This window comes from Mycobacterium sp. 2YAF39 (assembly GCF_052114565.1).
GTDB lineage: Bacteria > Actinomycetota > Actinomycetes > Mycobacteriales > Mycobacteriaceae > Mycobacterium.
In genome coordinates this window covers 65025-80758 of sequence record NZ_JBFREZ010000004.1, presented here as the reverse complement: position 1 = coordinate 80758, position 15734 = coordinate 65025, and the positions used below count along the sequence as shown (strand labels likewise).

Here is a 15734-nt window from a genome sequence, read left to right as displayed (position 1 = left end):
TCAGTGGTGGTGGGTGGTGAATCAGGCGGTCGCGAGGGCAGGCTCTTCTTGCTCGGCACCGGGCTTCGCGAATTGCTTGGCGGCGACGACGGCGAGTGCGCTCGCCACCGTTCCCGCGGCGAGGGCGACGAGGAACCAGATCAGGTTTCCGATCGCGAAGAATACGAAGATCCCGCCGTGCGGCGCCTTCAACGTGACGTCGAAGGCCATGATCAGCGCACCGGTGATGGCGCCGCCGAACATCATCGATGGGATCACCCGCAGCGGATCGGCGGCGGCGAACGGGATGGCGCCTTCGGAGATGAACGAAGCACCGAGAAGCCAAGCGGCCCTGCCGTTCTCCCGCTCCGGCTCGGTGAACAACCGCGGCCGGACCGCAGAGGCCAGCGCCATCGCCAGCGGCGGCACCATCCCCGCGGCCATCCCCGCGGCCATGATGCGCAGTGAGGCCGGATCGGCGACGTTGAGTCCCGCGGTCGCGAACGCGTAGGCGGCTTTGTTGACCGGGCCGCCGAGGTCGAAGCACATCATCAGACCGAGGATGACGCCGAGGATGATGACCGAGCTGCCCGACATGCCGCCCAGCCACTTGGTCAGACCGGACGTGATGGCCGCCAGCGGACGGCCGAGCAGCAGGAACATCAGCAGTCCCACGCTCAGCGACGCGAACAACGGGATGATGACGACGGGCATCAGACCCCGCAGCCACCGGGGCGCGGCGATCCGGCTGATCCACAGCGCCGTGAACCCCGCGATCAGGCCGCCGACGATACCGCCGATGAATCCTCCGCCGACGAAGACGGCGACGGCGCCCGCGGTGAACCCCGGGGCGATGCCCGGCCGGTCGGCGATCGCGAACGAGATGTAGCCGGCCAGTGCAGGCACCAGGAACATGAATGCGAGGCCGCCGAGGGTGAACAGTACCGCCCCGAGGTATTGCACCAGACCGCCGCTCGGCAGGTTCGTCAACGAGTTCGAACTTGCGATGACATGTCCGATCGATCCGAATCCGTAAGGCAGTGAGGGTTTGTCGCCGTCGGGGGAGTTCGCGATCTCGTATCCGCCGAGCAGGAAGCCGAGCGCGATCAGCAGGCCGCCCGCGGCGACGAACGGGATCATGTAGCTCACGCCGGTGAGCAGAATCTGCCGGGTGCGGGTGCCCCAGCCGACGCCGCCCGACGGTGCCGTGCTCGGCGCAGACGCCCCGGCCGCACCGTCGACGCGGGCCGAGTTCGGATCGTCGGCGGCGGACAGGGCCTCGGCGATCATCGTGTCGGGCTCGTTGATCGCCCGTTTCACGCCGGATGCGATGACGGGCTTGCCCGCGAAGCGGTGCTTGTCCTTGACACCGACATCGGTGGCGAAGATGACCGCATCGGCGCTCGCGATCGCCGACGCATCGAGCGGGGTGCTGCCGGAGGAGCCCTGCGTTTCGACATGCAGTGTGACGCCGGCCTTCTTGGCCGCGGCGGCCAGCGAGTCGGCCGCCATGTAGGTGTGCGCGATACCGGTCGGGCACGCGGTGACGGCGAGCAGTGTCCTGGCCTGTGCCTGAACGGGTTCCTTTACCGGAGCGGGCTTTTCGGGATTCAGCACACCTTCGACGAGGGCGACCACGTCGGCGGACGTCGACGCCTGTCGCAGCGACTCCACGAACTCCTTGCGCACCAGGGCCCGTGCCAGGCTGGACAGCAGTTTCATGTGCTCGGCGCCGCCGGATTCGGGTGCGGCGATCAGGAACGCCAGATCGGCGGGTCCGTCAGGTGCCCCGAAGTCGACGGGTGGCTTCAGCCGCGCGAAACCGATGGAGGCACTCTCGACGTGCGGCGACCGGCAGTGCGGGATCGCAATTCCGCCGGGTAGTCCGGTGGCCGACTGCTCTTCGCGCGCCATCGCCGCGGCCAGCAGGCCGTCGGCGTCCGTCGCGCGTCCGGCGTCGGCGAGACTCCGTACGAGGCTGCCGATCACTGCCTGCTTGTCCGGTCCTGCGTCGACGTCGAGCAGGACCAGATCGGTGGTGATGATCGACGTGGTTGAGCTGGTCATGGCGTTACTTTCGTGTTGACGGCGGGTGCGACGGGAAGGACGTGCACGGCCTCGAGGTCGAGGTCTGTGGGGCTCGGCAGGGCCGACCCGGGCAGCGCGGCGGCGGCGCTGCCGTATGCGACCGCCATGCGCAGCCGCTGCGGTGGTTCGGCGCCGCCGACTTCGGCACGGACGTATCCGGCGAGCGAGGCGTCGCCCGCGCCGACCGTGCTGCGCGGCGCGATCTTCGGCGGCGTGGCCAGCCAGCTGCCGTTCTCGTCGACCAGCACGGCCCCTGCGGCACCGAGCGTGGCGAGCACCGCGCCAACCCCCTGATCGATCAACCGGCTTGCTGCGGCGACCACCGGCTCCGGATCACCCTGTGCGACTGCGGCTTCCAATGCGTGAGGGGAGAACCCCAGTACCCCTGCGAGTTCCTCGGCGTTGGGTTTGACGAGGTCGGGAGCCGCCCGGCCGAACGCTCCGACGAGGGCGGTCAGCGGTCCCTCCGACGTGTCGACCGCGACGCGGCACGGGGATGTGGCGAGGATCTCGACGATCTGCGCGTACCAGCCGTCGGGCATTCCGGGCGGCAACGAACCCGACAAGACAACCCAGGACGCGGACTCGGCGGCGGCGACCACCGACCGGGTGAGCTCGTCGACGGTGGACGCATCCAGGGGTGCGCCGGGTTCGTTGAGCTTCGTCGTGGTGCCGTCGTGTTCGGTGATCGTGAGATTGGTTCGGACGGCGCCGTCGGTGGCGACGCAGCGAAATGGCACCGCGGCGGCATGCAGGGCACCGATCATGGGGTCGGTGGCGGATGCGGGCAGCAGGGCGACGGCGTCTACGCCTGCCAGCGTCAATGCGCGCGCGACGTTGACCCCCTTGCCGCCGGCCTCGGTGGTCACCGACATCACCCGGTGCACCGCGCCGCGCGTCAATGGGGTGGCAAGCGTGACGGTTCGGTCGATGCTGGGGTTGGGCGTGACGGTGACGATCATGCGACCACCACCTCGACGCCGTGCTCGCTCAAATCCGCGCGGTCGGTGTCGCTGATCTCGGAGTCGGTGATCAAGGTGTCCACACTCGAAAGAGGTGCAAAGCTGACGAAGTCTTCTCGCCCGACCTTCGTGGAGTCCGCAACCGCCACAACATAATTCGCTGAGCTGACCATGGCGCGCTTCACCGCTGCTTCTTCGCTGTCGGGCGTGGAAAGACCGTGGCGGACGGTGATCCCGTTGGTGCCGATGAACGCCATGTCCACGCGCAAGGTGTCCAGCACGCGCAGCGTCTGCTCGCCGACCGCCGCCTGGGTGACACCGCGAACCTTGCCGCCGAGCAGTTGAAGGGAGACCGACGGCATGGCTGCCAGGCGTGCGGCGATCGGCACCGAGTTGGTCACCACCACCAGTTCGCGATCGGTGGGCAGGTGCGCGGCGATCCGTGCTGTGGTGGTGCCGGCGTCCAGCAGCACCGTCGCACCGCTGGGTGGCAACAGGTCGGCGGCCGCCGCTGCGATCGCATCCTTGTGCTCGGCCCGGGTGGTTTCCCGTTCGCCCACACCGGCCTCCACGAGGTGAAGCGCCCGCACCGGAACCGCGCCGCCGTGCACCCGTCGAAGCACCCCGGCCTTGTCCAGGGCGGCGAGGTCGCGCCGGACTGTTTCGGTGGTGACGTCATAGGCCTGTGCCAATTCAGTGACCGAGGCGCGGCCGTTGGCGATCACCAGCGAGGCGATCGCTTGCTGACGCTCTTCGGCATACATGCGGCTCCGTATGTGTGGGTATCGCGCTGATTGGATGTTGATTTAATTGGTTTTACTACTGTTTGTGTTGACTTGTCAACCGTTTCTTGTAATCTGGTTCACATGACCGCCTCACCCGCGCCTACCTCACATCCGTCCGGCAGCATCTCCGACGAGGTGCCCGCAGGCACTGTTCTTCGCGGTGTGCCGGTGGTTCCCGGTGTTCAGTACGCGCCCGTGATCAGGCCGGGCCGGCTGCCCTCCCTGGACGACGACGGCCCCGTCGACATCGCCGAGCCCGAACGTGCCGCCGAGGCGGCCCGTTTCGTGGCGGCGGCGGGCGCAGTCGCCGCGCGCTTGCGCGACCGCGCGGCCCATGCGACGGGTGCCGCCTCGGAGGTGCTTGCCGCGACCGCGACGCTGGCGCAGGACCGGGCGTGGTTGAGCGCCGCGGAGAAACGCATCAACGCCGGCACGCCGGCAGTCGGCGCGGTGATAGCCGCAGTCGACCAGTTCGTCGACATGTTCACTCAGCTCGGCGGGCTGATGGCAGAACGCGTCACCGACCTGCGAGACATTCGGGACCGCGTGATCGCAGAACTCAAGGGCGTCCCCGAACCAGGGGTGCCGGTGCCTGCAGTGCCCTCAATCCTGTGCGCGGAGGACCTCGCGCCCGCCGACACCGCGGGCCTGGACCCCGTGCTCGTGGTCGCGCTGGCGACGACGCTCGGCGGGCCGACCAGTCACACCGCGATCATCGCGCGCCAACTCGGAATACCCTGTGTCGTCGCCATCGAGGGCCTCGACGGCATCAGCGTCGACACCATGGTTCTCGTCGACGGCACCCTCGGCACGGTCACCATCGCACCCGACGCCGCGGAAGCCGAAGATGCTGTCCTGCGCGCACGGCACGAGGCCGAGCGTGCCGCCCGCTGGTCGGGCCCCGGCGCGACCTCCGACGGGCACACGGTCGCGATCCTCGCCAATGTGCAGGACGGCGCCGCGGCGCGGGCCGCCCGCGAAACACCGGCAGAGGGTGTCGGGCTCTTCCGCACCGAGCTGTGCTTCCTGAACCGCGACACCGAGCCAAGCGTCGACGAGCAGGCCGACATCTACGCCGAGGTGCTCGACGCGTTCGCCGGGCACAAGGTCGTCATCAGGACGCTCGATGCGGGTTCGGACAAACCCCTGAAGTTCGCCGGGCACCCCGAGGAAGCCAACCCCGCGCTCGGCGTGCGGGGCATTCGCATCGCGGTCGGCAATCCCGGTCTGCTGGACCGGCAGCTCGAGGCCATCGCCACTGCCGGTCGGCGGACCGGCAACTCACCCTGGGTGATGGCCCCGATGATCGCCAAGGCAGCCGAGGCCGAACACTTTGCGGCACAGGTTCGTTCGCACGGGCTGGCGCCCGGCGTGATGATCGAGGTTCCGGCGGCGGCACTACTGGCCGACCGGATTCTCGATCACGTGGATTTCCTGTCGATCGGCACCAACGACCTGGCTCAGTACACGATGGCCGCCGACCGCATGTCGGCCGAACTCGCCTCGCTCACCGACCCGTGGCAGCCCGCGGTGCTGACGTTGGTGGCGATGGCGGTGCGGGCGGGCGCCGCCGTCGGAAAGCCCGTCGGCGTCTGCGGGGAGGCCGCCGCGGATCCGTTGCTGGCCTGCGTGCTCACCGGTCTTGGCGTGACGTCATTGTCCGCGGCCGCCGCGGCTGTGCAGGGAGTCGGCGCGAAACTCTCACAGGTGTCTCTGTCGCAGTGCCGCGCCGCCGCCGAAGCGGTGCTCGCCGCGGGCACCGCGGCGGACGCACGCGCAGCCGCGCTGGCGGTGTTCGAACCGGAATAATGCGGACCGTAGTCCGGTTATCCATCGCATGCCCGCTATCACTGCCGACACCCTGACACTTCCGCGGATCGCCGCTGCCGGCCCGTCGGACACCGAACGCCCCGTCCGCTCCATCACCACCGGCCCCCGAGGTTATGAAGGCGAGGGCTTTCCCGTCGTGCGCGCGTTCGCCGGAGTCAGTTCCGCCGACCTCGATCCATTCGTCCACATGGACCAGATGGGTGAGGTCGAATACGAGCCCGGCGAACCGAGGGGTACCGACTGGCATCCGCACCGCGGGTTCGAGACGGTCACGTACATGCTCGACGGGCGGTTCGCCCACCAGGACTCCCACGGTGGCGGCGGTCTGATCACCGACGGCGCGACGCAGTGGATGACCGCGGGATCCGGGATCCTGCACATCGAGACGCCGCCCGCCGAACTGGTCGAGAACGGCGGTGTGTTCCACGGCGTCCAGTTGTGGGTGAACCTGCCGCGCAAGGACAAGTTCGCAACCCCGCGCTACCAGGCCATCGAGGGCGGCCAGGTGCAGCTGCTGTCATCCGATGACGGCGGCGCGCTCGTGCGGCTGATCGCCGGCGACGTCGCGGGAGCGCAGGGTCCCGGCGCCACGCACACACCGATCACCCTGGCGCACGCGACGATTGAGCCGGGGGCCCGCCTCAACCTGCCGTGGAACCGCGATTTCAACGCGCTCGTCTATGTGCTGTCCGGCCGCGGCGCGGTGGGGCCGGTCGCCCATCCGATCCTCCAGGGACAGCTGGCCGTGCTCGGGCCGGGTGACCGGATCACCGTGAGCGCCGACGACAAGCTCGACGTCCTTCTCCTGGGTGGTAAACCCATCCGCGAGCCCGTGTTCCAGTACGGCCCCTTCGTGATGAACACCAAGACGGAAGTGATCGAGGCGCTGGAGGATTACAACAAGGGCAAGTTCGGCCAGATCCCGCCGGACGCGCTCATGCCGCACCGCGTCTGACGTTCGCGTCGTCTGGGTGGCCGGGATCGCTTCTCGGATAGAGCAATTCCAGCTCGCCGATGTGCGCAGCGGCGGTCACCAGCGGCAGGGCCGCCGCGACGGCGAGCTCATCGTCCGAGGCGTCGGCGCGGAGGGCGATCACGAAGTCGTCGCTGATGGGTTGCAGCGCGGCCCCGGGAGAACCGCCCGTCACGTGTTGGCACACCGCCTCGGTGTGCGTCTCCAGCACTGTGCGGGTGCGTGCGTACACACCGTGCGGCGGCGGGACGACGTCGGCGATCAGCTCGGCGGCGGCGCGCAATCGGACTGCGCGGTTGGCCCGCCGCACCACCGGCGCGCGGACGTCAGCTGCCCCGCTGCTCTCCGAAAGGTATTGCCGAACTGCGTCATCGACCGTGCGGGAGGCCTCGAGGGCATCGTGGCTGAGCGCGATGACCCGATCGGTGGCGTCCTCGGACGCGCCGCGGGTGACGCGCAGAACGGCCGCCGTGAGAAAGCGTGCACCAACGGCGAATGACTCGTCGATGACCTTCGACACCCGGGTGCGTACACCGCGCGGCCACATCAGGACCGACACGACGATTCCGACCAGGGCGCCGATGATGACGTCCTGGATGCGGATCAGCCCGACGCTCCATCCGGTCGGGGCGATCAGATTGAAGATGATCAGCACCATCATCGTGAACGCCGCCTGGCCGGCGATGAATGACGCGACCTCCGGTACGAACGCGGAACCGAACGCCACCAGCGGCAGCATGGCCCACATGACGATGGGATCAACGCCGACCAGTTCGATGACGACGACGCCCACCATGAATCCAATCGCGGTGCCTGCCACTGCGCGCACAACCCGGGTGCCGGTCGTGAGCGCGCTGCTGCGCAGCACGGACAGCGCTCCCAGCACCACCCAGAACCCGTTCTGTATCGGGAACACCTGGGTGACGGCGACCGCCACGGCCAGGCCCAGACCGGTGCGCAGACTGTTGCGCAGCACCACTGCCCGAGTGGCAAGCAATCCCTTGGTGATCGCCGCGACCGCGGTCGTCTCCGGCATCACCCAATCGGCGGTTCCGGTCGGCGGCAGGCGGCGGCCCAGAACGCGCGCCCACACCGGGCGGGCGTCGGCCTCGGCGGCATTGCGGATGATCCGACCGGTTACGCCCACGGTCGCCGAGAACGTGCGGCGCCCCAGCAGCTTGCGGCCGACGGCTACGGCCTCTGCGTCATCGGGCACCCCGAGTATCTCGACGATGTCCTCGCGGTAGCGTCCCTGCGCAATGGAACGCAATTCGGCCAGTGCCGAGTTGAGATCGGCTCCCCGGGCCGCACGCGCGGAGGGCTCGGAAATGCTGAGCACCGCAGCGCAATCCCGCAGCACCCGGATCAGTGGCGCCTTCAGATCGCCCAGCAGGCGACCGGTGTCGTCGGTGATCCGGTCCGACAGGAAGCCGAGGTCGTCCACGACCCGCACCAGTGCCCGACTGCCCGCGGTCAGACCTACCGGACGGAAGTCGGCGCCCAGAAAGCTTTCCCACAGTGCGTTCATGGCGCGGGTCGCGTCTTTGGCCGTCCCGGTGCCCTCCAACGCATCGGCCAGCTCGCTGCATACCTGTGCCGAGTGGCGGCGCAACTCGTCGTGATGTCGCGGCGCGAAGACGAACAATGCCGCGGGAACGCACACCGCCAGCGCGATGAGCCAGCCGAACAGGCGCTCGGAAATGGGACCGACCGGGGTGCACGCCGGCAGCACGAATGTCAGCAATGTGGCGCGCTGGCCCGCGGCGACGATCTCGCTGAGGACACCGGAAAACGTCACGACCACACCGAGAACGAACATCACCGCGACACTCACCCAGGGGTGGTCGGCCACCAGCGTGCCGAGGGTGATCAAGACCAATCCATTGATGCCGAGACCGAGATAGGCGAGCGCGCGTGCCGGGCGGTTTCCGGGAAAGTCCACCAGTATCAGTAGCGCCACCGACCCGAAAATGCTGAACATCGGTGTCTGCGAACCACTTCCGAGGGTGAATCCGACTGCAGCCGCAATCGGAACCACGATCGCCGCCCGCGCGGCGCGCCGCAGCGCGTCGAATTCGGGGTCGCGCTGCCGAAGCAGGTCGACTAAACGATTCCACAGTCCGGACACGTCAGTGCGCAATGATCTTGACGGCGACGACGAGCAGGCCCACACCGACGAGGCCGGCGACCGCGATCGTCTTCTGCCACCACGGCAGCTGCGTCCGTCGCACCGCCAGCAGCGCGATGACGCCGACTTCACCCACCAGCGTCCACATCGCGATCCACATCGCGGTATCGGTGTCGAGAACCCCGAACACCGCGAGCAGCAGGAGGATCAGCGGTGGAACGGCGGCCTGCAGAATCTGAAACGACGCCTGCAGGATCTGCCATCCCTCCCGCCCTCGCGGTGCGCGCCCGAACACGGCCACGTGCGCCACCCAGTGCGAGAGCAGGCCGGCGGCCCACAGGCCGCCGGTGGCCACCGCGACGTCGAGAATCCTCGCCAAGGCGCTGGTGTCCTCGTCGCTGTACCGGGCCAGTACGGCAAGGGTCGCGAGGCAGGAGATCGCGCCGTAGAGGCGCTCGCGCAGCAGTGCGACGACGTGGGCGACCTCGGCCGGCTGATCGTCGGCTTCGCGCGTTGCCTCAGTCACCGTCGGGCACCGAGGCGAACCCGTCCGAGTCGAGCGCGGTCTGCAGCCGTCCGGCGATCCACTCGAGCGCATCGCTGTCGGGAGGCAGGGCGGCCTGCTCGTAGCCGACGAGCAGGTACACCGCCCATGACGCGAAGACCTCCGCCTGACGCCTGTTTCGCAGGATCTCGTGGGCCGACTCGCACATGATGTCGAAACGCTGCCGGTCGACCGCGGCCTGTACGGACTGCACGTGCGGGTCCAGCGAGCTCCATACCCGGATCGCCGCCTCGGCCCCGTGAGGTAGCCCCAGCCCCGCCTGGATCAGGGTGTCGATGCGGCGGCGCGGATCGGTCTCGCCGCGCACCGACTCGATCACCATCACGGTGCGGTCCTGCACCCAATACGCGACCAGCTCCTTGGTGTACGCGGGCCAGTTGGTGAAGTAGTGATAGAAGGAGCCGGTGGTGACGCCAAGACGGCGGCAGACCTCCGCAAGTTTGAGCCCCCCATAGCCGAGATCGGACAACACATCGAGGCCGGTCTCGAAGTAGGCGTCCCGAGAAACGACGCTGGCCATGGCAACGGACCCTAGTGCTCACCTCGTCGAATCTCCACGGAAATGCCCGGCGCCGTTCCCGCGAATATTTGCTGAATTTGCATCTTGAGGTATGTGACAGAAAATACCGGTCGGCCTTTGCAGTGGGCTATGGCACAATTTGACTGTGCCGCAACATACCGCTAAGCGGGGTCCTGGTCGCCCACCCGCAGCGAAGGCCGCCGAGACGCGGGATCGCATCATAAGAGCCGCCCGCGAGGTCTTCAGCGAACTCGGATACGACGCTGCCACATTTCAGGCAATTGCGATTCGTGCCGGTCTTACGCGTCCCGCGATCAACCACTACTTCGCGAGTAAACGGGTCTTGTGGAGTCAGGTCGTCGAGCAAACCGATGCGCTGGTAGTTAGCGCGGGTCGGAAACGCGCCACGGGCGAGACCAACCTGCTGGGCCGATTGTCCGCGTTCTTCACCGCGGCGATTCAGACCGAGGGCGAAGATCGTTCGGCGGCAGCCTTTCTGGTGACGTCGGTGTTGGAGACTCAGCGACATCCCGAACTCGCCGGCGACGCCCATGATTCGTTACGGACTTCGCGCGAGTTCATTGCGTGGGCGGTCAACGACGCGATCGAAAAAGGCGAGCTCACGACGGAAACCAACGTCTCTGAGCTCGTTGAGATGCTGGTAGCGATGATGTGGGGGATGGGTTTTTACGCTGGTTTCGTCGGCAATCACGAGGAACTCTCCGCGGTCGTGGAGAAGTTCGAGCTGCTGATGGCCAACAAACTCTGGAAACTTCGCGACTGACGCTCGGCGCCCGCGTGCGCTCAGGCGGGTGACATCGCCCACAGTTCGTATAGGTTAGCTAAGTTAATTGATAGCATGGCAAACGACCTGACCCACCGGATTGAGGGAGCTCGGCGATGAGCTCGTTGCGTACAGACAACGACACCTGGGATATCGCGACCAGCGTCGGCTCGACGGCCGTGATGGTGGCTGCGGCCCGCGCCGGCGAGACCGCCAAGGCCGATCCCCTGATCCGCGACCCGTACGCCGAGGTGCTCGTCGCCGGCGTCGGACCAGGTGTGTGGGATTTCGTGCGCAGCGAGGAGTTCGCCGCCAAGGTCGCCGAGGCCGACGCCGAGGTCGCCGCGATCTTCGAGCACATGGGCAATTACCAGGCCGTCCGTACGCATTTCTTCGACGCGTTCTTCGCCGACGCCGTGGCGGCCGGCATCCGCCAGGTCGTGATCCTTGCCTCTGGCCTCGACGCGCGCGCCTATCGGCTTGAGTGGCCGGCTCAGACGGTCGTCTTCGAGATCGACCAGCCCAAGGTGCTCGACTATAAAGCCGCACGGATGGCCGAGAACGGTTCGCTGCCGTCCGCCAAGCGTCACGCCGTGGCCATCGACCTCCGCCTGGACTGGCCGAAGGCGCTGCTCGACGCCGGCTTCGACACGAACGCACCCACCGCGTGGCTGGCCGAAGGCCTGCTGATGTACCTGCCCGCCGACGCCCAGGACCGGTTGTTCGACCAGATCACCGCGCTGTCCGCCCCCGGAAGCCGGGTGGCGGCCGAGACCGTCGGCGTGCGCTCCGAGGAGAGGCGTGCTGAGACCCGGGAGAAGTTCGACCGCATCAGGGCGCAGTTCGGGATGGAGAACACCCCCGACGTCGCCGAGCTGATGTACAACGATCCCGACCGGGCCGACGTCGCTCAATGGCTCGCCCAGCATGGCTGGCGGTCGTCGGCCGTGACGTCCGCCGACGAGATGCGGCGCCTCGATCGCTGGGTGCTGCCGCCCGAGGAATCCGATCAGGACGCGTTCTCGTCGTTCGTCACCGCAGAGATGGTGGGCTGACCGCCCGAACGGACGAACAGAGGGGGGAAAACTTGCCCCTTCAGGACGGCCCAACCGGTTGGTTAGGATTCGGGTGTTCCCAGGGTCAGGAAGGACACCCACCATGACCACAGAATCCGCCGCACCCGAAACCGCCGTCGCGACCACCCCCGACATTCCCGGCACGGTCCGCAGGCTGCGGGAAACCTTCAAGACCGGTCGCACCCGCAGCGTCGAATGGCGTAAGCAGCAGCTCCAAGCGCTGGAGCGGATGATGCTGGAGAACGAGGCCGCCATCGCCGACGCGCTGAATCAGGACCTGGGCCGCAGCCCGTTCGAGGCGTGGCTGGCCGACATCGCCAGCACCGCCGGTGAGGCGAAGGACGCCGCGAAGAACGTCCGCAAGTGGATGCGCCGCAAGTACCGGCTGCTGGAGATGTCGCAGCTGCCCGGTCGCGGATGGGTCGAGCACGAGCCGTACGGCACCGTGCTGATCATCGGCGCGTGGAACTTCCCCTTCGTGTTGACGCTGGGACCTGCGGTCGGGGCGATCGCCGCGGGCAACACCGTTCTGATGAAGCCCTCCGAGGTCTGCCCGGCATCGTCGGCGCTGATGGCCGAGCTGGTGCCGCGGTATCTCGACAACGACGCGATCGCCGTCGTCGAGGGCGACGGAGCGTGCAGTCAGGAGCTCATCGCGCAGGGCTTCGACCACATCTGTTTCACCGGCGGCACCGAGATCGGACGCAAGGTCTACGAAGGCGCCGCGCCGCACCTGACGCCGGTCACCCTTGAACTCGGCGGCAAGAGTCCGGTGATCGTCGCGGCCGATGCCGACATCGAGGTGGCGGCCAAGCGCATCGCATGGACGAAGCTGATCAACTCGGGACAGATCTGCATCGCGCCGGACTACGTGCTCGCCGACGCGAAGATCCGCGATCAACTCGTCGACAAGATCAAGGAGGCGGTGACGACCTTCGAGGCTGAAAACCCCTCGGGCAAGCGCATCGTCAACGAGCGGCACTTCGATCGACTGACCACGTCGTTGGCCGCGACCAAGGGCAATGTCGTCATCGGCGGCGGCTCCGACTCCGCGAAGATCAGCATCGAGCCGACCGTCGTCGTCGACCCCGATCCCGCCGAACCCTTGATGACCGACGAGATCTTCGGGCCGATCCTGCCGATCATGACCGTCCAATCCCTCGACGATGCAATCGGTTTCGTGAACTCGCGGCCCAAGCCCCTCGCGGCCTACCTGTTCACCAAGACCAAGAGCGTGCGTGAACGCGTGATCAAGGAAGTGTCCGCGGGCGGCATGGTCATCAACCACCTGCTGTTCCAGTTCTCGACCAACAAGCTGCCCTTCGGCGGTGTCGGACCGTCGGGCATGGGCGCCTACCACGGCAAGTTCGGCTTCGAGCAGTTCAGCCACAAGAAGAGCGTGATGACCAAGTCGACCCGACCCGACGTCGGCGCGTTCATCTACCCCCCGTATACAGAGAAGGCGTTCAAGCTCGCCAAACGTCTTTTCTAGAGAGGAACCCCATGCCAGGAGTGCAGGATCGCGTCATCGTCGTCACCGGTGCCGGAGGCGGACTCGGACGTGAGTACGCGCTGACTCTCGCCAAAGAGGGCGCCAGCGTTGTCGTCAACGATCTCGGCGGCTCCCGCGACGGAACCGGCGCAGGCCACAACATGGCCGACGAGGTCGTCAACGAGATCAAGGCGGCCGGCGGCCGTGCAGTCGCGAACTACGACTCGGTCGCCGAATCCGAGGGCGCCGAGAACATCATCAAGACCGCAATCGACGAGTTCGGCAAGGTCGACGGCGTGGTGAGTAACGCGGGCATCCTGCGCGACGGCACGTTCCACAAGATGGAGTTCGCGAACTGGGACGCCGTGCTCAAGGTCCACCTCTACGGCGGCTACAACGTGATCCGCGCGGCGTGGCCGCACTTCCGCGAGAACAACTTCGGCCGCGTCGTGGTGGCCACGTCGACGAGCGGACTGTTCGGCAACTTCGGTCAGGCCAACTACGGCGCCGCCAAGCTCGGCCTCGTCGGGCTGATCAACACGCTCGCCCAGGAGGGCGCGAAATACAACATCAAGTCGAACGCCGTCGCGCCCATCGCGGCCACCCGGATGACGCAGGACATCCTGCCTCCGGAGGTATTCGAGAAGCTCACCCCCGAGTACGTCGCCCCCGTGGTCGCGTACCTGTGCACCGAGGAACTCCCCGAGACCGCATCGGTGTTCATCGTCGGCGGCGGCAAGGTGCAACGCACCGCGCTGTTCCAGAATGAGGGCGTGACATTCACCGAGGTGCCGTCGGTCGATGACGTCGCGGGCAAGTGGGGCGAGATCACCGATCTGTCCGCGGCGCAGCGCGCCACGTTCTCGCTCGGCTAGTGAAGGCGCTTGTCGCACAGGAGCTTTCCGGACCGTCAGGGTTGGCGTACACCGACGTACCAGACCTCGCCGACAATGACGATGTGGTCGTCGTCGATGTCGGTGCCGCCGGGGTGAGCTTTCCCGACCTCCTGCTGCTGCGCGGTGAGTACCAGTTGCGGCTGGAGCCGCCGTTCATCCCCGGGATGGAGGCGGCGGGCGTCGTGCGTTCGGCGCCGTACGAGTCGCAGTTCAAGCCGGGTCAACGGGTGACGGCACTGACCATGCTCGGTGGCTGGGCGGAGCAGGTGGCGGTTCCACCCGCCAACCTGCGGGCCACTCCTGACGATCTCGACGACGCCGAAGCCGTCGCGCTGCTCGGCAACTACCAGACGATGTATTTCGCGTTGGCCCGCCGCGGCGCACTGCGACAGGGCGAGACGGTGTTGGTGCTCGGGGCGGCCGGAGGTGTCGGCACGGCCGCCATCCAGGTCGCGAAGGCATTGGGCGCCAAGGTGATCGCCGTGGTGCACCGCCCGCAGGGCATGGAGTTCGTGAAGTCACTCGGTGCCGACGTCGTGTTGCCGCTGGCCGACGGTTGGTTGCAGGCGGTCAAGGACCACACCGATGGCCGCGGCGTCGACCTCGTGGTCGATCCCGTCGGCGGTGACGCGTTCGACGACGCGATTCGTGCGCTGGCCACCGAGGGGCGGCTGCTCGTCATCGGCTTCGCGTCCGGGGGCGGCATCCCCACCGTGAAGGTCAACCGATTGCTGCTGCGCAACGTGTCGGTCATCGGCGTGGGGTACGGCGAGTTCGTCAACCGCACCGAAGGCGCGCAGGCTCTCTTCGAATTCGGTGTGGGAGAACTGGTCCGGGCTGGTCTGCGACCGCCACCGCCGGTGCGATTCCCGTTGGCCGACGGCGCGGATGCGCTGCAGAGCCTGGCGGACGGCGGCGTGCTCGGCAAGGTGGTGTTGGAGCCCTAATGAGTCCGCAAGCATTGGCCTTCGATGTGTTCGGCACCGTTGTCGACTGGCGCTCGAGCATCATCGCCGAACTCGAGGCATTCGGCAAAAGCCATGGCGTCGTACAGGATTGGGCGACCTTCGCCGATCGCTGGCGAAAGGGATACCTCCCGGCGATGGACCGAGTGCGTCGCGGCGAGCTGCCGTGGACACGGATCGACGACCTGCACCGGATGATCCTCGAAGACCTGCTCCGCGAAGCCAGGATCACGACCGTCAGCGACGCGGACCTCGAGCACCTGAACCGTGCCTGGCACCGCCTCGACCCGTGGCCGGACAGCGTGGCGGGCCTGACGCGGCTGAAGTCGCGCTTCGTCATCACGACGCTGTCGAACGGAAACGTCTCGCTGCTGACGAACATGGCCAAGCGCGCCGGACTGCCGTGGGACTGCGTGATCTCGGCGGAGTTGTTCCACCATTACAAGCCCGACCCCGAGGCGTATCTGGGGTGTGCCGACCTCCTCGGTGTGCCGCCGGCCGACCTGATGCTCGTGGCGGCCCATCCGGGCGACCTGCGGGCGGCCCAGCAGGCGGGCCTGCGGGCCGCATACGTCACCCGACCACTCGAGTACGGCCCCAACCAGCGAACTCATAAGGTCACCGACGGCGAATTCGACTTCACGGCAACGGATTTTCTGGATCTCGCCGACAAACTCGGTGCCTGATGACC

General features: G+C 67.4%; 14 protein-coding genes. 8 read left to right on the top strand and 6 right to left on the bottom strand.

Annotated features, from left to right (window positions below; all coding sequences use genetic code 11):
• Nucleotides 1-21 precede the first annotated feature (21 nt).
• From AB4Z42_RS13370 to AB4Z42_RS13360, 3 genes are read right to left on the bottom strand one after another with little or no spacing between them, the layout of a single operon-like run.
• On the bottom strand, nt 22-2046 hold the full coding sequence (locus tag AB4Z42_RS13370; protein WP_442009670.1) for a PTS fructose transporter subunit IIABC: 2025 nt from the start codon (nt 2044-2046) through the stop codon (nt 22-24).
• Entirely contained in the window at nt 2043-3029 is a 987-nt protein-coding gene (locus AB4Z42_RS13365; RefSeq protein WP_442009669.1) for a 1-phosphofructokinase family hexose kinase, read from the bottom strand. The genes AB4Z42_RS13370 and AB4Z42_RS13365 overlap by 4 nt, the downstream gene beginning before the upstream one ends.
• Complete coding sequence (locus AB4Z42_RS13360; protein WP_442009668.1) at nt 3026-3793, bottom strand: DeoR/GlpR family DNA-binding transcription regulator; 768 nt, start codon at nt 3791-3793, stop codon at nt 3026-3028. Before AB4Z42_RS13360 ends, AB4Z42_RS13365 begins: the two co-directional genes overlap by 4 nt.
• Nucleotides 3794-3895: 102 nt before the next feature.
• Between AB4Z42_RS13360 and AB4Z42_RS13355 the strand changes: the two genes are divergently transcribed.
• Both AB4Z42_RS13355 and AB4Z42_RS13350 read left to right on the top strand, forming a co-directional pair.
• On the top strand, nt 3896-5623 hold the full coding sequence (locus AB4Z42_RS13355) for a phosphoenolpyruvate--protein phosphotransferase (RefSeq protein WP_442009667.1): 1728 nt from the start codon (nt 3896-3898) through the stop codon (nt 5621-5623).
• Between the two features lie 28 nt (nt 5624-5651).
• Entirely contained in the window at nt 5652-6599 is a 948-nt protein-coding gene (locus AB4Z42_RS13350; RefSeq protein ID WP_442009666.1) for a pirin family protein, read from the top strand.
• On the opposite strand, the gene AB4Z42_RS13345 is transcribed toward AB4Z42_RS13350, so the two are convergent.
• The 3 genes from AB4Z42_RS13345 to AB4Z42_RS13335 are packed head-to-tail and all read right to left on the bottom strand — an operon-like array spanning nt 6580 to nt 9830.
• Complete coding sequence (locus AB4Z42_RS13345) at nt 6580-8745, bottom strand: FUSC family protein (RefSeq protein WP_442009665.1); 2166 nt, start codon at nt 8743-8745, stop codon at nt 6580-6582. The genes AB4Z42_RS13350 and AB4Z42_RS13345 overlap by 20 nt on opposite strands.
• Before the next feature lies 1 nt (nt 8746).
• Nucleotides 8747-9271, bottom strand: coding sequence for a hypothetical protein (locus tag AB4Z42_RS13340; RefSeq protein WP_442009664.1), 525 nt, complete (start codon nt 9269-9271; stop codon nt 8747-8749).
• The gene (locus AB4Z42_RS13335; RefSeq protein ID WP_442009663.1) at nt 9264-9830 is read right to left on the bottom strand and encodes a TetR/AcrR family transcriptional regulator; all 567 of its coding nucleotides are present in this window, start codon (nt 9828-9830) and stop codon (nt 9264-9266) included. Before AB4Z42_RS13335 ends, AB4Z42_RS13340 begins: the two co-directional genes overlap by 8 nt.
• Before the next feature lie 145 nt (nt 9831-9975).
• Here AB4Z42_RS13335 and AB4Z42_RS13330 point away from each other — a divergent pair, with 145 nt between their 5' ends.
• The 6 genes from AB4Z42_RS13330 (at nt 9976) to AB4Z42_RS13305 (ending at nt 15729) form a co-directional block, all read left to right on the top strand.
• Nucleotides 9976-10614, top strand: a complete 639-nt coding sequence (locus tag AB4Z42_RS13330; protein WP_442009662.1) for a TetR/AcrR family transcriptional regulator — start codon at nt 9976-9978, stop codon at nt 10612-10614.
• A 116-nt stretch (nt 10615-10730) separates the two neighbouring features.
• Entirely contained in the window at nt 10731-11669 is a 939-nt protein-coding gene (locus tag AB4Z42_RS13325) for a class I SAM-dependent methyltransferase (RefSeq protein WP_442009661.1), read from the top strand.
• A gap of 103 nt (nt 11670-11772) precedes the next feature.
• Nucleotides 11773-13182: an aldehyde dehydrogenase family protein gene (locus tag AB4Z42_RS13320; protein WP_442009660.1), complete on the top strand. Its 1410-nt coding sequence runs from the start codon at nt 11773-11775 to the stop codon at nt 13180-13182.
• A gap of 11 nt (nt 13183-13193) precedes the next feature.
• A complete protein-coding gene (locus AB4Z42_RS13315) occupies nt 13194-14057 on the top strand; it encodes an SDR family oxidoreductase (protein ID WP_442009659.1) in 864 nt (287 codons plus the stop codon).
• Complete coding sequence (locus tag AB4Z42_RS13310; RefSeq protein ID WP_442009658.1) at nt 14057-15025, top strand: NADPH:quinone oxidoreductase family protein; 969 nt, start codon at nt 14057-14059, stop codon at nt 15023-15025. The genes AB4Z42_RS13315 and AB4Z42_RS13310 overlap by 1 nt, the downstream gene beginning before the upstream one ends.
• Nucleotides 15025-15729, top strand: a complete 705-nt coding sequence (locus tag AB4Z42_RS13305) for a haloacid dehalogenase type II (RefSeq protein WP_442009657.1) — start codon at nt 15025-15027, stop codon at nt 15727-15729. The genes AB4Z42_RS13310 and AB4Z42_RS13305 overlap by 1 nt, the downstream gene beginning before the upstream one ends.
• Nucleotides 15730-15734: the final 5 nt, after the last annotated feature.